This is a genomic window from Gordonibacter urolithinfaciens (assembly GCF_900199375.1).
Classification (GTDB): domain Bacteria; phylum Actinomycetota; class Coriobacteriia; order Coriobacteriales; family Eggerthellaceae; genus Gordonibacter; species Gordonibacter urolithinfaciens.
The window spans coordinates 861,556-884,085 of sequence record NZ_LT900217.1 but is presented as its reverse complement, the minus strand read 5'-3'; the positions used below and the strand labels follow the sequence as shown (position 1 = coordinate 884,085).

The 22,530-nt window shown below is 71.0% G+C and carries 19 protein-coding genes; 12 read left to right on the top strand and 7 right to left on the bottom strand.

What is annotated here, in order from left to right:
* Window positions 1-96 precede the first annotated feature (96 nt).
* From BN3560_RS03875 to BN3560_RS03865, 3 genes are all read left to right on the top strand, one after another.
* Window positions 97-1,548, top strand: coding sequence for a M20/M25/M40 family metallo-hydrolase (locus tag BN3560_RS03875; RefSeq protein WP_096227070.1), 1,452 nt, complete (start codon window positions 97-99; stop codon window positions 1,546-1,548).
* 6 nt (window positions 1,549-1,554) lie between these two features.
* Window positions 1,555-2,904 carry an MFS transporter gene (locus tag BN3560_RS03870; protein WP_096227069.1) on the top strand — a complete coding sequence of 450 codons (1,350 nt, stop codon included), beginning with the start codon at window positions 1,555-1,557 and terminating at the stop codon, window positions 2,902-2,904.
* A 250-nt stretch (window positions 2,905-3,154) separates the two neighbouring features.
* On the top strand, window positions 3,155-8,557 hold the full coding sequence (locus BN3560_RS03865; protein ID WP_147611930.1) for a DEAD/DEAH box helicase: 5,403 nt from the start codon (window positions 3,155-3,157) through the stop codon (window positions 8,555-8,557).
* Window positions 8,558-8,590: 33 nt separating this feature from the next.
* Here the strand turns inward: BN3560_RS03865 and BN3560_RS03860 are convergent, their stop codons facing one another.
* Window positions 8,591-8,956, bottom strand: a complete 366-nt coding sequence (locus BN3560_RS03860) for a PH domain-containing protein (protein WP_096227068.1) — start codon at window positions 8,954-8,956, stop codon at window positions 8,591-8,593.
* A 232-nt stretch (window positions 8,957-9,188) separates the two neighbouring features.
* On the opposite strand from BN3560_RS03860, the gene BN3560_RS03855 reads away from it, so the two are divergent.
* Window positions 9,189-10,268: a hypothetical protein gene (locus tag BN3560_RS03855; protein ID WP_096227067.1), complete on the top strand. Its 1,080-nt coding sequence runs from the start codon at window positions 9,189-9,191 to the stop codon at window positions 10,266-10,268.
* Window positions 10,269-10,338: 70 nt separating this feature from the next.
* On the opposite strand, the gene BN3560_RS03850 is transcribed toward BN3560_RS03855, so the two are convergent.
* Entirely contained in the window at window positions 10,339-10,575 is a 237-nt protein-coding gene (locus BN3560_RS03850; protein ID WP_087190298.1) for a glutathione S-transferase N-terminal domain-containing protein, read from the bottom strand.
* An 85-nt stretch (window positions 10,576-10,660) separates the two neighbouring features.
* Between BN3560_RS03850 and BN3560_RS03845 the strand changes: the two genes are divergently transcribed.
* From BN3560_RS03845 to BN3560_RS03830, 4 genes are all read left to right on the top strand, one after another.
* Entirely contained in the window at window positions 10,661-11,569 is a 909-nt protein-coding gene (locus BN3560_RS03845; protein WP_096227066.1) for a patatin-like phospholipase family protein, read from the top strand.
* A gap of 29 nt (window positions 11,570-11,598) precedes the next feature.
* A complete protein-coding gene (locus BN3560_RS03840) occupies window positions 11,599-12,126 on the top strand; it encodes a DUF6933 domain-containing protein (protein ID WP_096227065.1) in 528 nt (175 codons plus the stop codon).
* A 139-nt stretch (window positions 12,127-12,265) separates the two neighbouring features.
* Window positions 12,266-13,006 carry a tRNA threonylcarbamoyladenosine dehydratase gene (locus BN3560_RS03835; RefSeq protein WP_096227064.1) on the top strand — a complete coding sequence of 247 codons (741 nt, stop codon included), beginning with the start codon at window positions 12,266-12,268 and terminating at the stop codon, window positions 13,004-13,006.
* Window positions 13,003-13,764 carry a TatD family hydrolase gene (locus BN3560_RS03830; protein WP_096227063.1) on the top strand — a complete coding sequence of 254 codons (762 nt, stop codon included), beginning with the start codon at window positions 13,003-13,005 and terminating at the stop codon, window positions 13,762-13,764. Before BN3560_RS03835 ends, BN3560_RS03830 begins: the two co-directional genes overlap by 4 nt.
* Here BN3560_RS03830 and BN3560_RS14660 read toward each other — a convergent pair.
* A complete protein-coding gene (locus tag BN3560_RS14660) occupies window positions 13,761-13,958 on the bottom strand; it encodes a hypothetical protein (RefSeq protein ID WP_227153712.1) in 198 nt (65 codons plus the stop codon). The two genes, BN3560_RS03830 and BN3560_RS14660, sit on opposite strands and share 4 nt — an antisense overlap.
* Window positions 13,959-14,350: 392 nt before the next feature.
* Between BN3560_RS14660 and BN3560_RS03820 the strand changes: the two genes are divergently transcribed.
* The 3 genes from BN3560_RS03820 (at window position 14,351) to BN3560_RS03810 (ending at window position 16,824) form a co-directional block, all read left to right on the top strand.
* Complete coding sequence (locus BN3560_RS03820; protein WP_087190303.1) at window positions 14,351-14,713, top strand: transcriptional regulator; 363 nt, start codon at window positions 14,351-14,353, stop codon at window positions 14,711-14,713.
* Window positions 14,714-14,760: 47 nt separating this feature from the next.
* Window positions 14,761-15,636 (top strand): patatin-like phospholipase family protein, encoded by an 876-nt coding sequence (locus BN3560_RS03815; protein ID WP_096227062.1) that lies wholly within the window; start codon window positions 14,761-14,763, stop codon window positions 15,634-15,636.
* Window positions 15,637-15,879: 243 nt separating this feature from the next.
* The gene (locus BN3560_RS03810) at window positions 15,880-16,824 is read left to right on the top strand and encodes a helix-turn-helix transcriptional regulator (protein ID WP_172623277.1); all 945 of its coding nucleotides are present in this window, start codon (window positions 15,880-15,882) and stop codon (window positions 16,822-16,824) included.
* Here the strand turns inward: BN3560_RS03810 and BN3560_RS03805 are convergent.
* The 4 genes from BN3560_RS03805 to BN3560_RS03790 form a co-directional block, all read right to left on the bottom strand.
* Window positions 16,793-17,254 (bottom strand): zinc ribbon domain-containing protein, encoded by a 462-nt coding sequence (locus BN3560_RS03805; protein ID WP_096227061.1) that lies wholly within the window; start codon window positions 17,252-17,254, stop codon window positions 16,793-16,795. The genes BN3560_RS03810 and BN3560_RS03805 overlap by 32 nt on opposite strands.
* A gap of 305 nt (window positions 17,255-17,559) precedes the next feature.
* A complete protein-coding gene (cydC, locus tag BN3560_RS03800; RefSeq protein ID WP_096227060.1) occupies window positions 17,560-19,371 on the bottom strand; it encodes a thiol reductant ABC exporter subunit CydC in 1,812 nt (603 codons plus the stop codon).
* Window positions 19,368-21,086, bottom strand: a complete 1,719-nt coding sequence (cydD, locus tag BN3560_RS03795) for a thiol reductant ABC exporter subunit CydD (protein ID WP_096227059.1) — start codon at window positions 21,084-21,086, stop codon at window positions 19,368-19,370. Before cydD ends, cydC begins: the two co-directional genes overlap by 4 nt.
* A 344-nt stretch (window positions 21,087-21,430) precedes the next feature.
* A complete protein-coding gene (locus tag BN3560_RS03790; RefSeq protein ID WP_096227058.1) occupies window positions 21,431-22,021 on the bottom strand; it encodes a hypothetical protein in 591 nt (196 codons plus the stop codon).
* Window positions 22,022-22,128: 107 nt separating this feature from the next.
* Between BN3560_RS03790 and BN3560_RS03785 the strand changes: the two genes are divergently transcribed.
* The gene (locus BN3560_RS03785; protein ID WP_096227057.1) at window positions 22,129-22,512 is read left to right on the top strand and encodes a RidA family protein; all 384 of its coding nucleotides are present in this window, start codon (window positions 22,129-22,131) and stop codon (window positions 22,510-22,512) included.
* The last annotated feature ends 18 nt before the right edge of the window (window positions 22,513-22,530 follow it).

The window sequence follows — 22,530 nt, the reverse complement described above, 5'->3', positions numbered from 1 at the left end:
CGGCAGCACAAGGCATCGCCCCCGCCCCCTGCGCTTGCCGCAGGGGGCGGGGCTGTCGGCCGCCTGCACGAGCCGGGCGTCCAAGGAGGGGGTTCCATGGTTGTTCTCATCGTTCTGGCGGCGGCGGTCGCCGTCTTGGCGGTCGTCCTCGTGGCGAACGCCGCCCGACTCAAGCCAACGCCCGTGCCCGATCCGCTGCCGCCGTCCGCGGCGGCGGGCGACGACGCCGCGGTCGAGCGCTTCCGCGCGTTGCTGCGCATCCCCACGGTGTGGGACCTGCGCAACCCCGATGCCGACCGCACGGCCTTCGACGGGTTCGTGCCCGCGCTGCGCCGGCTGTACCCGGCCGTGTTCGAAGCCTGCGAGCTGGAGCTGATCGACGGCCGCGGCATCTCGCTTCTGTGGAAGGGCGCCAACTGCGAGCTCGCGCCCATCGTGCTCATGGCGCATCACGACGTGGTGGACGCAGACCCCGTGGGCTGGACGCACGAGCCGTTCGCGGCGGACATCGACGACGGCCGCATCTACGCGCGCGGCGCGGTGGACACGAAGTGCGTGTGGGCCGGCCTCATGGAGGCTGCCGAGCGCCTGATAGCCGAGGGGTTCACGCCCCCGCGCGACGTGTACTTCTTCTCGTCGAACACCGAGGAGGACGGCGGCGACACGGCGCCCCACATGGTGGAGCACCTGCAGCGCATCGGGCGCGTGCCGTACATGGTGGTGGACGAGGGCGGCGCGGTCATCGACAACCCGCCGCTCGGCGTGGACATCCCGTTCGCCGTGGTGGGCGTGTCCGAGAAGGGCGTGTTCAACGCGAGCATAACCACGAACGCCGACGGCGGCCATGCGGCCACGCCCACGCTCCAGGACGCCACGGCGAAGCTCGTGTCGGGGCTGGACGCGCTGCAGAAGAACCCGCCGCGCGCGGCGCTGTCGGCCCCGGTGGCGGCCATGCTGCGGGAGCTGGCCTCGCACGGCAGCTTCGCGCTGCGCATCGTGTTCGGCAACCTCTGGCTCTTCCGCCGCCTGGTGGTGCGCATCATGAAGGGCAACCCCGAGACGGCGGCCATGGTGCGCACCACCTACGCGCTCACGCAGCTCGCGGGGGCGCCGGCGCACAACATCATCCCCAAGCAGGCCAAGGCCACGGTGAACGTGCGCGTGGACCCCGGCGAGGGCGTGGCGGCGGCCCTCGCGCGCATCGAGGAGCGCTTCGACGGCCGCACGGAGTTCTCGACCTTCGAGGTGAGCGAGCCGTCGCCCGTGTCGCCGTTCGAGGGCGACGCCGCCTTCGACTACCTGCGCCGCGCGATAAACGCCGTGTACCCCGAGGCCGGTATCGCGCCCTACGTGCAGTCCAGCTGCAGCGACGCGCGCCACTTCGCGCGCGTCTGCCCGCGCACGTACCGCTTCGCAGGCTTCCTGTTCAAGGGCGACCAGCGAGCCCGCATCCACGGCCAGGACGAGAACCTGGACGTGGACAGCTTCAAGCGCGGGGTGGGGTTCTACGTGGAGTTCATACGGCATCTCGACCAGTTGGGGAAATGAGGAACCATGGCCGATCAGGGGCGTAAACAGGGGAAGTTCTTCTACGGGTGGTGGATCGTCATCGGCGGCCTGCTGATCATGGCCACCTGCTACACGGTGTTCGTGAACTGCATCCCGCTGTTCCAGACGCACATCGTGGAGGACCTGGGCCTCACGGTGGGGCAGTTCAACACGGGCGTGTCCATCACCACCGTGGTGGCGGTGTTCGCGTCGCTTGTCATCGGCAAGCTCACGGACAAGTGCTCCGCGCGGGTGCTGGGGGCGGTCACGGTGCTCACGAGCTCGGTGGTGCTCGTGGGATTGTCGCAGATCACCGCCGTGTGGCAGCTGTACGCGCTGTGCGTGGTGGCGGGCATGGTGGTGGTGGCCGGCACGCGCCTTCTGGTGTCGGTGATCATCTCGAACTGGTTCACGCTGAAGCGCGGGCTGGCCGTGTCCATCGCGCTTTCGGGGTCGGGCATCGGCGGCGTGATACTCTCGCCGGCCACGAGCGCGATGATCGAGGCGTCCGGCTGGCGCGCGGCGTTCCTGCTGCTGGCCGTGGTGTGCCTCGTGGCGGCCCTGCCGCTGGCGGTGGCGGCGTTCCGCACGCGCCCGAGCGAGAAGGGCCTCGAGCCCTACGGTGCCGGGCAGACCGAGCAGGCCAAGGCCGACCGCTCGCCCGATGCGCCCGTCACGGTGTCGGTGGGATGGAAGCCGCTGCGCAAGAGCGCCGCGTTCTGGCTTTTGGTGGTGGGGTTCGTGGCCATGGGCATCACGAACGGGTGCATCATCACGAACTCCATCGCCAACATGACGAGCGTGACCGTGGGCGGCACCGAGGTGGTGACCGGCGGGCACTCCACCCTGTGGGCGGGCTCGGTGTGGTCGTTCTACCTGGCCGTGGTCATCGTGGCGAAGGTGGCGCTCGGCGCCATCTACGACCGCTGGGGCATGCGCATGGGCACCATCCTGGGCACGATCACGTCGGTTTTGGCCGGCGTCATGCTGCTGTTCCCGGCAACGGACTGGGGCCCTATTCTTGCCTGCCTGTTCTTCGGGTTCGCCACGTGCATGGGCACGGTGGCGCCGCCCATCATGGTGGTGAAGGAGTACGGCAAGAAGGATCTGGGCACGGTCACGGGCATCGTGACGGCGTTCGAGCTGTTGGGCGCGGCCGTGGGCGCGGTGTTGTCGGGCGTGATGTTCGATGCGTACCTGTCGTTCGCGCCGGTGTGGATCATGGTGATCGCGGCGAGCGTGGTCATGGGGCTCGCGCTGCTGGCGTCCATCCCCGCCGCGCGGCGCCTGGTTGAGCGCCGCCGGGCCGAGGGCGCGCCGGAGCTGGACGCGGAGGGCTTCGAGATCGCTGTGTAGGGAGTGTTCTGCGGAGAACGCGTCGGCTGCGGCTGCGCTGCGGGCCTGGCTGCGAGATGCGGGTATGGCTGCGCGGGCGCACGTCGGGGGGGGGGTGGATGCCGCCCCCCCCACCTCGCTTCTGCAGTAGGCGTTTGGGCGCGTCCTAAGGTTTCGCAACGGCCGGGGCGGCCGGGCGCCTCGCACGGTGCATATGCGGTAAGATGGGCAGGACCGTACGACGATAGCCGGAAGGGGGCGACGGGCTGCCATGGACGATGGGAACCGTGCCGAGGACGAGGCCGCGGGCGCCGCTGCAGCGGGTGCGGACGATGGGGCCCGCCCGTCTCCGGACGCCCTCATGCGGTTCTCCGAAGCCGTGCGCGGGTGGTTCCTCGACGCGTTTCCGGCTGGCCCCACGCCCGTGCAGGAGCAGGCTTGGGAGGCGGTGGAGGGCGGCGAGAGCGCGCTCGTCATCGCGCCCACCGGGTCGGGCAAGACGCTGGCAGCGTTCCTGTTCGCGCTCGACGCGCTCATGCGAGAGAAGGCGCGCCCCGCTGCCACGAAGCCGCCGCGGGGCGTGCGCGTGCTGTACGTGTCGCCGCTCAAGGCGCTCGGGGCGGATGTGGAGCGCAACCTGCAGGCGCCGCTCGCGGGCATCGCGCGGCGGCTCGCCGACGAAGGCGCCCCCGCGCCGGCCGTGCGCACGGGCATGCGCACCGGCGACACCACGCCCGACCAGCGCCGGGCCATCCAGCGCAACCCGCCGGACATCCTCATCACCACGCCCGAGTCGCTTTACCTCATGCTCACGTCCAAGGCGCGCGAGGTGCTGCGCGGCGTGGAGACCGTCATCGTGGACGAGGTGCACGCGCTCGCCGGCAACAAGCGCGGCGCGCACCTGGCGCTTAGCTTGGAGCGGTTGGACGACCTGCTGGAACGCCCGGCGCAGCGCATCGGGCTCTCGGCCACGGTTCGCCCACGCGAGGAGGTGGCGCGCTTCCTGGGCGGGCCGCACCCCGTGCGCGTGATCGCTGCTGAGGGGCGGCCCGACCTGGACGTGCGCGTGGTGGTGCCCGTGCGCGACATGACGGCCATCCCGGCCTTCCCCGGCGCCGACGCCGGCGGGCTGCGCGCCGGCCGGGGCGGCGGGCCGCGCCGCGCGCCGGCCGAGGAGGCGTGGAAGTCCGACCGGGCGCTGCGCTCGCTCATGGCCGGCGACAAGCCCCGGGGAGCCACGCCCGACAGCCGTGCGGGCACGTCGTCCATTTGGCCGCTCATCGAGGCGTCCATCCTTGACGAGGTGCTGGCGCACCGCACCACCATCGTGTTCGTGAACTCGCGCGGGCTGTGCGAGAAGCTCACCGCGCGGCTGAACGAGCTGTACGCGAAGCGCGAGGGCCTCATGGCGCCCGGCGGCCAGGCGGACGGCGGGCCGTCGTCGCACCTGCGCTCGGACCTGGGGTCCACGAGCGAGCTCGCGCAGGGCGCGCCCGAGATCATCGCGAAGGCCCACCACGGCTCGGTGTCGAAGGAGAAGCGCCTGCAGGTGGAGCGCGAGCTGAAGGCCGGGGAGCTGCCCTGCGTGGTGGCCACGTCCTCGCTCGAGCTGGGCATTGACATGGGGTCGATCGACCTCGTGCTGCAGGTGGCCGCCCCGACGTCGGTGGCGAGCGGCTTGCAGCGCATCGGGCGCGCGAACCACCAGGTGGGCGGCCGGTCGACAGGCTCCATCTATCCGCGCACGCGCACGGAGGTCATCGACGCGGCCGTGGTGGCCGAGGGCATGCGCGCCGGCGCCATCGAGGCCACCGCGCTCGTGCGCAACCCGCTGGACGTGCTGGCGCAGCAGACGGTGGCCGCCGTGGCCATGGGCGGCGCCACCGCCGACGGCTGGTACGCCACGGTGCGCCGGGCGGCGCCGTTCTCGGAGCTGCCGCGTCGCGCGTTCGACGGGGTGCTGGACATGCTGTCCGGGCGCTATGCCTCGGCCGACCTGGCCGAGTTCGCGCCGCGCATCGTGTGGGACCGCGAGAGCGGGGAGCTCTCGCCGCGGCCCGCCGCCCAGCGGCTGGCCGTGACGGCGGCGGGCACGATCCCCGACCGCGGCATGTTCTCGGTGGTGCTGCCCGAGGGCGACGGCAACGAGGGCCGTCGCCGCGTGGGCGAGCTGGACGAGGAGATGGTGTACGAGTCGCGCGTGGGCGACATCATCGCGCTGGGCACCAGCTCGTGGCGCATCAGCGAGATCACGCGCGACCGCGTCATTGTGGAACCCGCGCCGGGCCGCTCTGCGCGTTTGCCGTTCTGGCACGGCGAGGGCGTGGGCCGCCCCGCCGAGACCGGGCGTGCGCGCGGGGCGTTTTTGCGCGCCGTGGCCGCCGGCCTGGACGAGGGGGCCGGGGGCGGGGAACTTGGGGACGGAGCCGCCGCCGGGGCGGACAAGGCGCTCGCAGGGGCGGCGGGTGCGGCTGCAGCCGGCGCGGACTTGCTCGCCGATGCGGCTTCGCGCCTCGACCCCGCCCTGCGCGAGCGGCTGACGGCTGCAGGCCTCGACGAGGACGCGCAGAACAACCTGGCCGCGCTCGTGTGCGCGCAGCGCGAGGCTACCGGCGTCGTGCCGGACGATAAGACGCTCGTGGTGGAGCGCTGCGAGGACGAGACGGGCGACTGGCGCGTCATGCTGCATTCGCCCTACGGCCGGCAGGTGCACGAGCCGTGGGCCATGGCGGTGCAGGATCGCGTGGAGCGCACGCTCGGCTTCGATCCGCAGGCCATGGCCGCCGACGACGGCATTCTGCTGCGCGTGCCCATGACCGAGACGCGCCTGCCGGGGGCGGAGCTGTTCGCGTTCGACCCCGACGAGCTCGTGCGCATCGTACGCGACCGGGTGGACAAGACGGCGCTCTTCGCCGCGCGGTTCCGCGAGTGCGCGGCGCGCGCCCTGCTCATGTCGCCCACGCAGCCGGGCAAGCGCGCCCCCTTGTGGCAGCAGCGCCTCAAGGCGGGCCAGTTGCTGGAGGCGGCACGCGGCGAGCGCGACTTCCCGATACTGCTGGAGACGGCGCGCGAGTGCCTGCAGGATGTGTACGACCTGGATGCGCTCCACGAGCTCATGGAGGGGCTTGCGGAGGGCACCGTGCGCATGGTGGAGGCGCAGACGAGCATCCCGTCGCCCTTCGCCGGCCCGCTCCTGTTCGGCTACGTGGGCGAGCACCTGTACCAGGGCGACCTGCCGCACGCGGAGCGCCAGGCGTCGCTGCTGTCGCTGGACCCGGCGCTCTTGGGCGAGCTCTTGGGCTCGGCCGACCTGGGCGAGCTGCTGGACCCGCAGGTGGTGGCCCAGGTAGAGGCGCAGCTGCAGCGCCTGGCGCCCGACCGGCGCGCCCGCGGCGCGGAGGGCGCGGCCGACCTGCTGCGCGTGCTGGGCCCGCTCACGGCGGAAGAGGTGGCCGCGCGGCTGGAGGCGCCGGGGGGATCGCCTGGACCCGGGCAAGAAGACGAGTGCGATGCCGATGCTTCCGGCCGCCTCGCCGGGCGGGAGCGCCCATGGGACGCCGCGGCCGAAGACTCAAACGCCTCGCCAGCTGAAACCTGCGAAGGCGCGGCAGCCGCTCCCACGCCTTCGCGTTCTGCCACCCCTGCCGAGGCCCGCACCCTGCTGGAGGAGCTGCGCGACGCGAAGCGCGCCTTCCCGGCCATGATAGGCGGCGTGGAGCGCTGGGCGGCCGTGGAGGATGCGGGGCGCCTGCACGAGGCGCTGGGGACGGAGGCGCCCGCGTGGGTTCCCGCAGCGTTCCTCGAGGTGCCGGACGCGGGCGACGGCCCGGGACCGCTGGACGGCCTCGTCGCGCGCTACGCCCGCACGCACGGTCCCTTCGGGGAGGCGGAGGTGGCGGCACGCCTCGGCATCGGGCCTTCGGTGGCGCGCGAGAGCCTGCGCCGCCTAGTCGCGGCCGGCAAGGTCGTGCAGGGCCGGTTCGGCTGCGCGGACGGGCCGGGGCCTGCGGGCGTCGGGGCCGTGGCTGCGATCACGGGGGCCGAGCGCACTTGGGTGTCGGCGGAGGTGTTCCGCCGCCTGCGCTCGCGCTCGCTCGCGAAGGCGCGCGCCGCCGTGCGCGCGGTGCCTGCGAGCGCCTATGCGCGCTACGTGCTGGATCTTCAGGGAGCGGGCACGGGCGGGGGAACGCTCGAGGGGACGGAAGGGGTAGCCCAGGTCATCTCCCAGTTCGAGGGCGTGTTCCTGCCGGCCGCGGCTTGGGAGGGCCACGTGTTCCCCAGCCGGGTGCGCGACTACCGGCCTTCGATGCTCGACGAGCTCGTCGCCGCAGGCGAGGTGGTGTGGGCGGCGAGACGCCGCGAGGACGGCGCCCCGCCGGCGGACGGGGGCCCGCGGGCGCGCAAGGCGGGGAAGGCTGCCGCGGCGCCTGCGCTCGTGGCCTTCTACCCCACGGATTCGCCGCTCGCGCCCGTGCAGGCCGATGCGGCGTTGGCCGGAGCGGAGGACGTGGAGCCGGCCGTGCGCCCGTCGGTGGAGGAGGCCGTCGTGGAGGCGCTCGCCAGCGGCTACGGGCTGTTCTTCCGCCAGATAGCCGATGCGGTGCGGCGCCGGATGGAGCCCGAGCGCGTCGACGAGGCGTCCATCGCCGCGGCGCTGCAGGAGCTGGTGTGGAGCGGGCGCGCCACGAACGACACGTTCGCGCCGGTGCGCGCGGCCGAGGCGGCGGCCTCGGGCACGCGTCCGCGCCCCGCGCCGAAGCGCCGCGCAGGCAGCCGGCGCTCGCGCTACCGCGGCGCTGCGGCCGGCGGGCTGCGGGCCGAGGCCGCGGAGCGCGCCTCCGTGGTGGGTGTCGGCTCCGCAGGCGCGGCGCTCTCGGGCCGTTGGTCGCTGCTCGCGCCGTCGCCGGAGAACGATACCGTGCGCGCCGTGGCGCTGGTGGAGTCGATCCTCGACCGTTACGGCGTGCTCGCGCGCGACGTGGCCCTGCTCTCCGGCGTACCCGGCGGCCTGGGCGCCCTCATGCCGGTGCTGCGGTCGATGGAGGACGCCGGCGACCTTCTGCGCGGCATGTTCGTGAAGGGCCTCGGCCCGGCGCAGTTCGCCGCCCGCGAGACGGTGGACCTGCTGCGCACCTATGCGGCCGAAGGGGATGCGCGGGACGGCCGCTCCGGTGCCGGAGGATGCGTGGTGCTGGCGGCCGACGACCCTGCGTGCCTGTTCGGAGCCGGCCTGCCGTGGCCGCCCCTCTCGGGCGGCGATGCTCCTGCATCTGAAGCCCCTGCTAGCGGCGATGCTACCGCGCCTACGGCTCCTTCCGGCGCCGCTTCCTCTGCCTCGCCTGACGGCATGCCCTCGGTTGCGCGCCCCGCGCGCCGGCCGGGGAGCCTCGTGGCCATGCGCGACGGCGTGCCGGTGCTCTACGCCGCGGCGGGCCTGCGCTCCGTGTTGGCCTTCACCGCGGACGAGGTGGCGCTCGAAGAGGCCGCTCGCGCCCTCGTCGCCCACGCGGCGCGTGCGGTGCGGCGCGACGGGGCGGAGGGCTCCCGCAAGAAGGTGGTGGTGGAATCGTTCAACGGCCGGCCCGTGCTGGACACGCCGTTCGCCGACGTCCTCCAGCGGGCGGGCCTCGTCCGCCTGCCCGACGGCATGCGGCTCTACGTGGACCCGTTTTAGGCACCGTCGGGGGGCGGCTTGCTGGGGCGGCGCCTACAGCCCCAGCACGCAGTGGGAAATGATGTTGTCGAGCCGATGGATATCGAGGCCCTTCTTCAGGTTGACCTTGATGTGGCCCGCACGTGTCCAGAACTCCATCTCGGTGTTGAGGTCGAGGTGCCCGGCCGTCTCCGACGACCACATGTCCACGGACTTCCACGGCAGCGAGTAGATTTCCACCTTCTTGCCCGTCATACCCTGGGCGTCGCGCACGATCAAGCGCTTCGTGGTGAAGATGGCCGAATCCCGCAGCGTCTTGTACGCGGCGATGGGCTGCTCGCCCTGCACGAGCACGTTCGCCACATCCTGGGGGATAGGGCATTCCGACACGAGCGTCCATTCGAGCAAGCTTGCTTCCATGTGCTTTCCTTTCCCTAGGTTGCGATTCTACGCGGGCCGAGCAGTACCCCTCCCGCCTTTCGCATGATACCAGTCGCGCGCCTTTGCCAGCTGAGGACAAGCGAAAGCGGTGCATGTTCTGTGGCGTGCTGATAACGATTGGATGGAGTGCGCGAGGGTTCCACAGGCGTGCGGTATGTTCGGATGGGGTGAGGGCCCCGGAACGGACGCGAGGCGAACAGGAGGTTGCGGCATGGCGCGAGATGCGGGCGGCGGGAAGGCGAAGAGGGGCAGGCTGTTCGACGACCTGTCGGTGGCGCAGGTCGTAGCCGGTGCGCTGGCGGCCGTCACCTCCATGCTGCTGGCCTCGCAAATAGGCATCTACGGCTCCGTGATCGGCGTGGGCGTGGGCTCCGTCGTGTCGGCGGTGGCATCGCAGCTGTACAAGAAGTTCTTCACCGCGTCGGCCGAGAAGCTGCGCGAGCTGAAGCCGGGCGAGACCGGCTACGTGCCTCCCGCAAAGGGCGCCTCGGACGATGCGGGGGCGGAAGGGCCGGACCCGTCGGGGTGGACCGCCGCCCGGCATGCTGCCGGATCGGCGGGGAGGACGGCAACCCTCCCGCAGTCGGAGAAGACGGCGCGCCTCTCGCCGCAGGACTCCATCGAGTCGCGCGAGGCGGCGCGGCGCTCGCGCACGCCGCGCGCCGACGATGCCGGCCTGCGCGACGACCCCACGGTGCAGCGGGCGCGCGAGCGCCGCGAACACAGGAAGAAGCTGCAGCGACGTGTGGTGGCGGTGTCCATCGCGTCCGCTATCGTGGCCGTCGCGCTGTCCGCCCTCGTCATCGACCTCGTCACCACCGGGCAGGGCGTGGGCGCGAAGACGCAGCCCCTCATCCCCTCGTCATCGCAGGCCCAGAAGTCGGACTCCTCGGGAAGCGGGGATGCTTCGGATGAGCCGGCGGACAAGGGAACGTCGTCGGGCTCGAACGATTCCTCCACGACCGACCCTTCGAAGGACACGGCGCCGAACGGGTCCTCGGGCTCGTCGGGCGACAACTCGTCGTCGGGCGGAGATCAAGGGGCATCGGGCGGTTCGGGGTCTTCGGGCTCGTCGGGTTCCTCGGGCGACTCTTCGGGCTCGTCGGGCTCGTCGGACGGCTCCGGCAGCGGCAGCACGGGCGACAGCAGCGGGTCGGGCGGCAGCGGGCAGTCCGGCAGCGGCTCGCACGATTCCGCCACGCAGCCGAATTCGGGCGGCTCGTCCTCCAGTTCGACCCAAAGCTCGGCGACCCAAAGCTCGGGCAGCGCCGCGGTTGCCGTAACCCGGTGAGCGGCGGGAACGAGGGCGCCCTGCGCGAGAGATCGCTGCGGGGGCGCCCCTGCTCGGGTTCGCCCGCTGCCTAAAGGTACTTCTCGCGCAGGTACGCCAGGCACTCGTCGTTGCCGTTGACGAGTCGCTCGCCGTCCCACAGGTAGGGGATGAGGTCGGCGTTGCCGCCCAGCTCGAGGAGCTCCTGGTAGGGGGCCTCCTGCTCCACGTCGCGCTTGTCGAGCTCTATGCCGTGCTCTTCGGCGAAATGGGTCAGGACGGAGCAGGTGGGGCACGGGGCCCAGTAATACAGAATCGGCTTCTCCATGGTAGCGTTTCCTCTCTCATCTCGTTCGGCTACGCCGCGGTATCGCATCCCCCAGGAGAGCCCGCGGCACGGCTATAATACTCCCATGGGCACCCTGACGGCCAACATATCCGACGTCGCGCTCGTCATCGAGGGCGGCGGCATGCGCGCCAGCTACACGGCGGGCGCCATGGTCACGCTGCTGGAGCGCCAGCTGCACTTCGGGCGCGTGTACGGCATCTCCGCCGGCTCGAGCCACGCGGTGAACTACGTGTCGCGCGACATCGCACGCACGAAGGCGTCGTTCGTCGATCTCGTGCGCGACCCGCGCTTCGGCGGTGTTGGCAGCTTCCTGCGCGGGCATGGCTACTTCAACGCGCCGTATCTGTACGAGGGCGTTGCCGAGGAGCTGGCGGGAACGGACGCCGTGATGGCGTTCGACTTCGACACGTTCGCAGCCAGCGACGCCGACGTGCACATCGAGGGCTTCGACTGGGACACCGGCGAGACGGTGGCCTGGACGAAGGCCGACTGCCCCACGCTTCGCGACATGATGCTGCGGGTACGGGCCAGCTCCACCATGCCCCTGTTCATGCCGCCTACGGTAATCGATGGGCGCACGTTCATGGACGGCGGCCTGGGCGAGAGCCGGGGCATCCTGCTGGACGCGGCGCGCCGCGACGGGTTCGAACGGTTCTTTATCATCCGCTCGCAGCCGCGCGGCTATCGCAAGAAGCCGCCGCGGCCGGCCGCGGCGGCGCTGTTCCGCACCGCCTTCCGGGCCCATCCGCAGGTGGCCGAGCGCACCATCGAGCGCTGGCGGCCCTACAACGCCCTCTGCGACGAGGTAGACCGCCTGGAGCGCGAGGGCGCCGCCTGCGTGTTCCACCCCGACGAGATGCCGGTATCGAACCGGGAGACGGATCACGCGAAGCTGTCCCGCTCCTACGACCAAGGCTACGCCCAGGCCCAACGCGAGGCCGACGCCTGGGAAGCGTGGCTGCAGCGCGGCTGAGGCGCTGCGGGAAAGGAGGAGGCGGAGCGGTGCAGCTGGGCATCACCATACCGTTGCAGCGGCATCTGCGGCTTGCGCGGCCGCCTTACGGCGAGCCGGAGGAGCCGCTCTTCTGCTGGGAGGCGCACCGTGTGGCGCTCGGCGGGGCCGACGTGCTGCTGCTGGCGAACGCGTGCAACCGGTTCGCGGCCTTCGCGTGCATGCAGCCGGGGGATTGGCGCGATTGGGAGGCCGTCGCGCTCGCAGCGTTGCGCGCCTCGCTTGCCGCCTCGGGGTTCGACGAGGACGCGATCGGGGCGTACCGGTTCCTCGCCGGCGCGGCCGAGGTCACGCGCACGCACGGCCGGCGTTCCGTCGCGTTCATGAACGTGCTGGTGGACAAGCTGCTGGCGCTCCCGCTCGCGCTCGACGCGGCGGCCGATCCGTTTCCGGCGGAGCTGTGCCGCCTGGCGAACGAGCGAATGCCCTGTAAGGCGGCCGGCTTCGAGGGCCTCGGCCTGCCCGTCGAGCGCTTCGTCGCCGACCTTGCGCGCTTGGGGATAGGCGCGCAGACGTAATCCGCGGAGGCATCTTCGCTATAAAACTCGCGCCTCGGTGGCTGAATCGTTTTTTTGAGGCGAAGATGGGCTCTCGGCGGCTTTTCGGACGGTCGGCCACCCTGCGGTGCTACCATGGTCGCCGACAGAAAGGAAGCGCATGACGGCAACCGGCGACACCGCCACCTCGAAACTCGAACTGATCATGGGGCGCGACGGTCTGGCGCGGCTCGCGGATTCCACCGTCATGGTGCTCGGCGTGGGCGGCGTGGGCTCGAACTGCGTGGAAGCGCTTGCGCGCGGCGGCGTGGGCCGGCTGGTCGTGGTCGACCACGACGTGGTGCAGGCCAGCAACATCAACCGGCAGGCCATCGCGTTCCACAGCACCATCGGGCACAAGAAGGTGGACGTGGCGCGCGCGATGGTGGCCGACATCAACCCTGCGGCGCAGGTGGAGGCGATCGACGAGTTCCTGCTGGCCGAGAACGTGCCGGCGTTCATCGCCGCGCATGCCGGCGGCGTGGACTACGTGGTGGACGCCATCGACACGATATCGGCGAAGCTCGCCATCGCGCAGTACGCCGACGAGCGCGGGCTTCGCCTGATCAGCAGCATGGGCGCGGCGAACAAGCTGCGCCCCGAGTGCTTCCGCGTGGCGGACGTGTACGACACGGTGAACTGCCCGCTCTGCCGCATCATGCGCAAGGAGGGGCGCAAGCGCGGCATCCGGAGCCTGCGCGTGCTGTACTCGTGCGAGCAGCCGGTGGACGTGCCCGTGCGCGAGGGCGCCGCGCGCCGCGAGCGGTCGAACCTCGGCACGGCGTCGTACGTGCCGCCCATCATGGGCCAGATGATCGCCGGCGAGGTGATCTGCACGCTGGCTGGGATTGGGCGCGCATGAGGTATCGCCTGTTCGATATGCACTGCCACCTGGACTTCGACGCCGATCCGCGCGCGCTTGCGGACGGGTTGGCGGCATGCGGGACGGTCGCGCTCTCGATGACGGTGACGCCTGCGGGCTTCGACCGGGCCGCGCGGCTGCTCGCGCCGTGCCCCAACGTGCGCGTGGGGGCGGGGCTGCATCCCTGGTGGGTGGAAGAAGGGCCGGCGGGCGAGGCGGCCGCCGAGCGCGCCGCCGCGAACGCAGGCGCGTCGCGCTACGTGGGCGAGGTGGGACTCGACTTCAGCCCCAAGCACGTGGCGACGCGCGGGGCGCAGGTGGCGGCGTTCGACCGTATCGCCGCAGCCTGCGCGGCGGAAGGCGGCAAGGTGCTCTCGATCCACGCCGTGCGCTCGGCGGGAACCGTGCTCGACGTCCTCGAGCGCCACGGCGTCCTCGACGGCGGCGCCTGCCTCTTCCACTGGTTCTCCGGCACGTCCGACGAGCTGCAGCGTGCCGCGAAGCTCGGCTGCTTCTTCTCCGTGGGCCCGCACATGCTGGCCTCGAAGCGCGGCCGCGCCTACGCGCAGGCCATCCCGCGAGACCGCTTGCTGCTGGAAACCGACGAGCCGCCCGAGGCCGGCCCGGCCGTGCCGGCGGGGGAGTTCGCCCGCCGGCTGGAAGGCGCCCTCGACGAGATCGCCCGCCTGCGCCGCGAGGATCCCGAAACCCTTGCGGAGCGCATTGCGCACTCGAGCCGCGACCTGCTCGGTCTCTAGCCGTCGTGTTCGACTCCGCTATTGCCCGGCGCCTGCTCCTCGATGATCGAGGTACCAGCCGAGCAATCTCCATTGAGCCAACGCCATGTTTCGCGAAGCCGCAGGCGGCCGTCGGGCAGCTTCTGCGGAATGCTGTTGCATTCGCCTGCCCGCAGCTCTCCTGCGGTATTCAGGTGATGATAGAGGAAATGCAAGCGACCATCTTCATCCGTCGTGCCCACAAGGTGGCCGCGCACTATATCGCCGCCCGCATAATCGGCCTATACGCTGAAGCCGTTTTGGTGATAGGCGAATCGCGTCCGTTCGTCTACTTCGCCGTTCTCCGTGTTTTCGAGTGATACGAACACGCGGCCGTCGTAGTTCGGCATGGGCATGGCGCTCCTTCGCTGTCGCGTGGGTTTTCGCAATTCATCTTATCATCGGCACGAAGCGAACGCGCACTGAATCTGTGCCGTGCACGCAGGGCGGCGTGGGCTCCTGCGGGCTTGCGGTGACCACGGGGGTGTGACGAATGCGTCCGTGAGTGCGTACCATCTTGCAGGCGCTTCTATAGTGGCTCAAAAAGAGCTTGCGAAAAGGAGGAGCCATGGAGCTCGGGTCGCTGCCGGAGTGGTTCACGGCGTGCGCAGAGGTGCTGGCCGTGTGCACGGCGCTGTTCCTGCCGCAGTACCGGGCGTACCGCGACCGAAAGGAGAGCCTTGCGCGCATGCGGCGCGTGACGAAGGGCATGCTGGCCGCCCTCGTGGACGAGCGGCAGGCCCGCCCCTCGGCCGACCCCGCGCAGCTGGAAAGCGCCCAAGAACTCGAGCTGTACCTGCGCGTGTCGTTCTTCGTGCTGAGCGAGGCGCGCGAGATAGCGCTGCGCGGCCAGGTGGAGCGCCTGTACCGCCGCCTCGTGGGCCCGGCGCCCGACCTCGCCGCGCTCCGCCGCGAGGTCGCGGCGCTGTGAGGCGCGCAGGCACTGTTCCGGCGACGGGAAGAAGGGAGGGCGGCCCGATGGAGAGCACGGTGCGCGACGTTGCCCTCATCTTCGAGGGCGGCGGGATGCGGAACTCGTACTCGGCCGGGGCGCTTGCGGTCATGTTGGAGAACGGGCTGTTCTTCGACGACGTGTACGGGCTCTCCGCGGGGGCGACGAACACGATCGACTACCTGTCGCGCGACGTGCGGCGGGCGGAGGCGTCGTTCACCGCATCGCTCGACGACCTGTCGCTGCGCTGGTGGATAGCGCCGTTCGCGGGCGCGGACGGCGTGCGCGCGGCCCTGCACGGCCATGCGCTCGCACGTCCCGGGTACGCGCTTCCGTTCGACTTCGCAGCCTTCCAGGCGAACCCGGCGCGCGCCACGCTGCAGGCCATCGACCGCGACAGCGGCGCCACGGCTTACTTCACGCGCCGGGACTTCCCCGACGAGCGGGCGCTCATGGAGCGCGTGCGCGCCTCCACGAGCTACCCTGTCATCCTGCCTCCCACCTGGATAGGCGGACGGGCGCTGTACGATGGCGGCATCGGCGACGGCGCCGGCATCATGCTTCCGCGCGCGGAAGCCGACGGGTTGCGGCGCTTCTTCGTCGTGTGCACGCGCCCTCGCGGTTTCCGGCGCCGGACGCGCCCCCAGCGCCTCTACGACGTGTTCTTCTGGCGGCGTCCCGCCATGCGCGCGGCTCTGGACACCTGGGCGCGTCGTTACAACGCCGAGCTCGACCGCCTCGCACGTCTGGAGGCGGAGGGCCGCGCCTACGTGTTCTACGCGAACGACCAGGGCGTGGCCAACACCGAGCGCGACCGGGCGAGGCTCCAGGCGAACTTCCGGCGCGGCCGCGCGCAGGCGCAGGCGGAGCTGCCCGCCTGGGAGCGCTTCCTCGGGCGGTAGCGCGCACGCGCCACGCTCGCGTTCGGCATGCAGATGAGCGGATCATGGCCTGCCTTCCTCGGAGGCTGGCTGCTCACGCTGGCCGTGCTGGCAGCGGTGGTCGTGGCGTGCACGGCGGTGGCGGTTCGGTTCTTCCGGTGGGAATAGGGCAAAAACGGTCGAGCGCCCGCGCGTGCGTCCGGTAGAGTGGACGGGTGCAGGCGTCGGGTGGTGGAAAGCGAACGGCGGAGAGGGGCGTGCGGCGTGAACGAGCAGGTGCAGGCAGTGCAGCGGATGCAGGACTACCTTGAGGAGCACGTGGAGGACGAGGTGACCCTTGAGGACCTCGCTGCCGTGTCGTTGTTCTCGCCGTGGCATTCCTACCGGCTGTTCCGTCGGCTCACGGGCATGACCCCCGCCGACTACCAGCGCCGGATGCGCCTCACGCATTCGGCCGCGCGGCTGCGCGAGGAGGGCCGGCGCGTGGCCGACGTGGCCTTCGAGTCGGGGTTCGGCAGCGTGGACGGCTACCAGCGGGCGTTTCGCCGCGAGTTCGGCTGCAACCCCGGCGCCTACGCGGCCGACCCGGTCCCCATAGGCCTGTTCGTGCCTTACGGCGTGAAGTTCGACGAGCTGCGCCGCGCCCACGTGCCCGCCCCTGCGAACGCGGCGAGAAACGTGCTGGTGCAGACGATCGAGAAGCCGGCGCGCCGCGTGGTGCTGAAGCGCGGCGTGTCGGCGCACGACTACTTCTCGTACGGCGAGGAGGTGGGATGCCAGGTGTGGGGCCTTGTCACCAGCATGGAGCAGCTGGGCGGCGAGCCGGTGAGCCTGTGGCTGCCGCCGCGCTTCCGCCCCGCCGGCACGTCGGTGTACGTGCAGGGCGCGGAGATGCCCGCCGGCTTCGAGGGACCCGTGCCCAACGGCTTCGACGTGGTCGACCTGCCCGCCGCCACGTACCTCTCGTTCCAGGGCGAGCCCTTCCGCGAGGAGGACTTCGTGGACGCCATGGAGTCCGTGCAGCGCGCCATGGACCGCTACGACCCGGCCGTCATCGGCTATGCCTGGGACGACGACCACCCCCGCGTGCAGTACGAGCCCGATCCTGCGGCCGGCTACCGTGAGATGCGCGCCGTGAGGCCGCTCGCAACGGGGGAGCGGCCCGCTTGCGCCGCCCCTACCGGCCCTGCCCCTGCTCCCAGCGCTTGAGGTGGGGAAGCAGCGCGCCCATGAACGACACGGCCTCGTCGCGCGATATGCGGCAGGCGGCGGCCATGTGGGGGGCGGCCTCCTCGATGAGCTCCTCCATGGTCTCGTCGCGGACGAACGCGCCGTCCTCGTAGCACATCGAGCAGAAGTCGCGCGAACGGCCGCCGCCTGCCTCGCTGCCGTGGTCGGCCTCCTGGTAGAACGGCATGCCGCAGCTTTGGCAGTAGTCTCCGTCGGGCATCTCCAGCAGCTCCATGAGCGGCATGTCGAACGTGGCGGCGATGAGCTTGCACATGTCCACGCCCGGCTCGGTCTCGCCGGTCTCCCAGCGCGAGACGGCTTGGCGGGTGACGTAGAGCCTGCGCGCCACGTCCTCCTGCGTGAGGTTGCGCTCGCGGCGCATGCGGGCAAGCGTCTCTCCAACACTCATGCGGCATCCTTTCATCGGGGCAGGCGGCCTTCCCGCCGTGCACCCATTGAACCATGCGCCGCGCCACGCGTAAAGCAACGAATCATTGCGCGTGGGGAAGGGCTTCCGACCGAGCGTGGCGGCCGCGGAGCGCGCCAGCTTCTCGAGTGTTGCGAAACTCGGTATCGCTGCTCCTTCGTTTCACGCGTTCGTGTGAAATATGCTCGCATTACTACAAATTCATGCGAACGCGTGAATCAAGGAAGGCTGTTGAAGCGTCACGGCGAAAGCGATCCGTCCGTCCGCCGTTACCCGCCCGGGGCGCCTTACTCCGGGGCGGCCACCCCGGAGTCGAAGGCGAGCAGGCGGCGGTAGCGCTCGCTCGTGCGCTCGAGCTCGGCAGGCGAGCCCTCCATCTCTATGCGGCCGTCCTCCACAAACACGACGCGGTCCATGGCGGACACGCCCTGCAGGTGGTGGGTGACCATGATGAGCGTCCTGCCCTCCGCGTTCTCGATGAACGTCTTCAGCAGCGCGCGCTCAGTGGCGGGGTCGAGGCCCACGGTGGGCTCGTCCAGCAGTATGACGGGCGTGTCCTGCAAGAGCACGCGGGCGAGCGCGATGCGGTGGCGCTCGCCGCCCGAGAAGCGCATCCCGGCTTCGTCCACCATGGTGTCGAGCCCCTCGGGCAGACGCTCTACCAGGTTGGACAGACCCACGTGCGCCAGCACCTCCCGGATCTCGTCGTCGGTGGCGGCGGGGTTGCCGATGCGCAGGTTCTCGCGCAGCGTCATGTTGAAGAGGTACGTCTGCTGCTGGATCACGCCGATGCAGCGCGCCACGCCGTCGCCGAAGCTGCTGGTGGGCACGCCGTTCAGCGTCACGCTGCCGGATGCAGGCGCCAGATCGCCGCGGATGAGGGAGGCGAGCGTGCTCTTGCCCGAGCCGCTGCGCCCCAGGATGGCGACCTTCTGGCCTTGCGGGATGGTCAAGCTCACGCCGTCGAGCACGGCGCGCGCGGAGCCGGGGTAGCGAAACGCCACGTCCTCCACGGCCAGGGTGAGGGGCGCCTCCACCGTTGGCGCGGGGCCCTCTTCCGGCGCGGGCTGGGGCAGCTCGTTCAGCCGGCGGATGGAGTCGCGGTAGACGCCCGTCTCGGCCGCGGCCGCGGGCAGGGGCGCGAAGGCGTCGATGAGCGGGAAGAACCCGAGCACGAACGCGGCGATCCAGTTCGCCGCCTCGCCTGGTTGGCCGCCGAAGTAGCCGCCGGCCCACACGAGGAGCAGGGCCGCCGCAATGCCGAACACGGCCGTGGACGCGAGGTCGCGCCGCCGCGCGAAGCGGTTCAGCCGCGCCTCGATGTCGTGCCGGGCCTGCTCGGCGGCCTGGTAACGCGACAGGTACTCGTCGCCGCGTCGCGCGAAGATCCAGTCCGAGGCGCCCAGCACGTTGTCGGTGAGCTCGCCGTACAGCTCGTTCTTCAGCGTCTTGCGGCGCTCGATGCGCGCCCGGTTAGCGAGTGCGGACACGAGCGGCACCAGGAACACCTCCACGCCCAAAACGAGCGCGAGCGCCAGCGCGAACCACGCGTCGAAGAACCCGAGCACCGCCACGCCCAGCGCGTACACGAGCCAGGCCACCACGGTGGGGAACACGGCGCGCAAGTACAGGTTCTGCAAGTGCCCGATGTCTTCGGCCAGAAGCCCCAGGATATCGCCCGTGCGGTGGCTGTGGCGGAAGAACACGGCGTCGTGCTCCAGCGCTTCGTAGAGCTTGAGGCGCAGGCCGCTCGTCATGCGCAGCACCCAGTCGTGGCTGGTGAGACGCTCGAGGTACTGCAGGATGGGCTTGCCGATGCCGAAGATGCGCACGAAGAGCGTGGGCAGGTGGATCATGAGGATGCTGCCCGGCAGGGCCGCCGCCGCGCTGATGAGGTAGCCGGACGTCACCATGAGCCCGCTCGCGAACCCGAACGTGGCCACGCCTAAGAACAGCGCCAGCGCGAGCGCCTTCCAGTACCGCTTGAAGAAGGGCGAGACCCAACGGTCGGCCTCGCGGGGGCTTCGGCGGTTGGCCCGGTGTCCGCCGGCCTGCGTCGCAGGGACCGCTTCCCGCCGCCCGCCGTCGTTGCGGCTCATAGCGCACCCCCTTCCAGCTGGGCGGCAAGGCGTGCGAACGCGCCGCCGCCGGCGCGCAGCTCCTCCGGCGCACCTTGCTCGGCCACGCGCCCGCCCTCCATGACCACCACGAGGTCCATGTCGTCCACCCAATGCAGCCGATGCGTGGCGAAGAACACCAGGCGCCCCTCCATGAGCGGCAGCATGCGCTCCTTCAGCTCCATCTCCGTCTCGATGTCCAGGTGCGCCGTGGGCTCGTCGAACAGCAGGATGCGCCGCGAGCGGTCGAGGAACGCCCGCGCGAGCGCGATACGCTGCGCCTGCCCGCCCGAGAGCGGCCGCGCCCCCTCGCCAATGCGCGTGTCCAGCCCGCGGGGCAGCTCGTCCACGAGCCCCTCGAGCCCCATCACCTCCACAGCGCGCGCCACCTCGTCGTCGGTCGCGTCGGGGCAGTAGAACACGAGGTTCTCGCGCAGCGTGGCGTGGAAGAGGTAGGGGTCCTGCGGGATGTAGGCCACCTGGCTCTGCCAGGCCGCCTGGCGCAGGCTTCCCGCCCGCACGCCGTCCACGTCGATCTCGCCCTCGTCGGGCGAGGCGAAGCCGCCGAGCAGGCTCACGAGCGTGCTCTTGCCCGAGCCGCTTGCGCCCACGATGCCCACCTTCTGGAACCCCTCGGCTGCAAGCGTCACGCCCTCGAGCGCCTTGAACCCCAGGTACGAGAAGCCCACGCCCTCGAGCCCGAGGCGCGCATCGGCGTGCCAGGCGGGCAGCGGCAGCTCCGCAGGCGGCTCGTCGGGCGCGTCCACGAGCGCCTGGATGGACGCGAGCGCGTTCTTGCCGTCGAGCGAGGCGTGGTAGTCGGCCGCGAACTCGCGGATGGGGCGGAAATACTCGGGGGCTATCACGAGCAGCGCGAGCGCCGGGAACAGCGTGACCGAGCCGTCGATCAGGCGGAATCCCAGCATGAACGCCACGGCCGCCACCGAGAGCGTCGCGAACGTGTCCAGCACCAGGCTCGAGAGGTTCGCCACCTTGAGCGTGCGCATGGTGGCCTCGCGGAAGCGCTCGGACACCTCGTAGATGCTCTTCCCGTAGCGCTTGGACACGCCGAACAGCTTGAGCGTGTCGATGCCGCGCAGCGTGTCGATGAAGTGGTTCGACATGATCTCGAACGTGCGGTGCTGCCGCGACGCCTTCTCCTTGGCCGTGTGGCCCATGATGACCATGTACAGGATGATGAACGGGAACGCCACGAACATGATGAGCCCCGACACCCAGTCGAGCGCGAACGAGGCCGCCAGCAGGATGGCGGGGATGAGGGCGATGCCCGTGACCTTGGGCAGGATGAGCTTGAAGTACGTTTCCACCTGGTCGGCGCCCTCGAGCACGGCGGCGGTCACGCTGCCGGTGCCGTGGTCCTGCACGAGCCGGGCGTTCGTGGTGAATATCTTCTCGAGCAGTGAGCGGCGCAGCGCGTTCGCCTGCTCGTAGGCGTAGGCGTCGAGCAGGGCGGACTGTGCGCAGAGCACGCCCTGCCGCCCGATGAAGCATACGAGGAACACGGCCACGAGCAGGGCCTGGTCGACCACCGCGCCGCCCAGCCACAGGTTCGTGATGGCCGTGGACAGCGACCACGCCTGACCCAGCACCGCGAGCGCCTGCAGCGCCGCGGACGCCACGAGCAGCCCGAGGATGCGCCCCACCCCCGGAAGCGCGAAGATGGCCTTGTCGATCATGGCTCGCTTCCCTTGCGATCCGGGGCCCGCGGCGGCTCCGCGCTGCTGCCCTGCCGTTAAATGATACTACTATAGTAACATAAAGGGAGGGGGCGTGCCAGCCGATCTGCGTGGGCGCGCCTGCGGGCGCCGGGGCCCGTTGACGGCGCTGCGGCCTTCAACGCGGGCGGCGCGGCGGTCCGCTACGGGCCGGTCGACGGTCGGCACGACCCCTCCGGGCGCGCCCTTCCACATGGGGCGCGTGCCGCACGGCCGCTGCCCTGCCGCCCGGGGCGCGTGCCGCGCGGCTGCCGCCCTGCTGCACGGGCGCCGCCTTGCCGCACAGGCGCCGGGCGGCACCTCCCTTAGCGCCAGTCTTCCTCGTCGGCGGACTCCCATCCCAGAAGCGCATCGCCTATCAGGCGGAACGTGAAGGGGAGCGGCTTTGCCAGCGCGCCCTCGTCGATGAGCACCGCGATGCCCTCCAACTCGTCGAGCAGGTCGAAGAACGACACCTCCTCGAGCGACGGCATGCCGGCGGCTATCTCGTCCGCCGAGATGGTCATGATCGCGAGGACGATGTCCAGGTAGCCGTCCAGCCGGTCGTTGCTGGCGCGCAGCGCCTCCACGTCGTCCTTGCCGAAGAACGACTCCTCCACGCAGTACCAGCCGATGACGCCCTCGTCGTCGGCCTCCTCGTCGTCCAGAAGGTCGCTCGGCACGATGCCGTTCGGCGCGAGGTCGTCCACGGAGAAGCACGCCGAGGCCAGCAGCTCGGGCGTCACAAGGGGCTCCTCGCTGTCGTCCAGGTCGCTCATCACGTACACCACGCGCGCGACCAGCCCGTTCTCCATCACGTTGAGCGACACCCCGAAATGGTACCCCGGCATCGCCTGGCGCGTGCCCCAGTACAATTCGCCGCTGTGCTCGATAAGGGTCTTGACGGTAGCGGCCATGCGGCCTCCTTCGCATCGGATGGATCGGTTGGGAAGAGTATAGGGCAAACGGGGCCCGGGCGATGCGCTAGAATGGGCGGAAACGCCGAATACGGAAGGAAGCGCTCATGGACGTTGTCGAGACGAAGGAGGCCCCCGCGGCCATCGGGCCCTATTCCCAGGGGGTCGTGGCGGGAGGGCTGCTGTTCGCCTCGGGGCAGATCTCGCTCGACCCGGCCACGGGCGAGCTCGTGGGCGACACGGCTGCCGAGCAGGCCGAGCAGGTCATGCGCAACGTGGGCGCGCTGCTCGCGGCCGCCGGCACCGATTTCGAACACGTGGCGAAGGCCACGTGCTTCCTCGCCGATCTGGGCGACTTCGCGGCGGTGAACGAGGTGTACGCCCGCTCGTTCGGCGCTCATTTGCCCGCGCGCTCGGCGGTGCAGGTGGCGGGCCTGCCGAAGGGCGCGCTCGTGGAGGTGGAAGTGGTGGCCGAGGTGCCGGGCGCGTAGCCGGCGGCCGCGCATGAT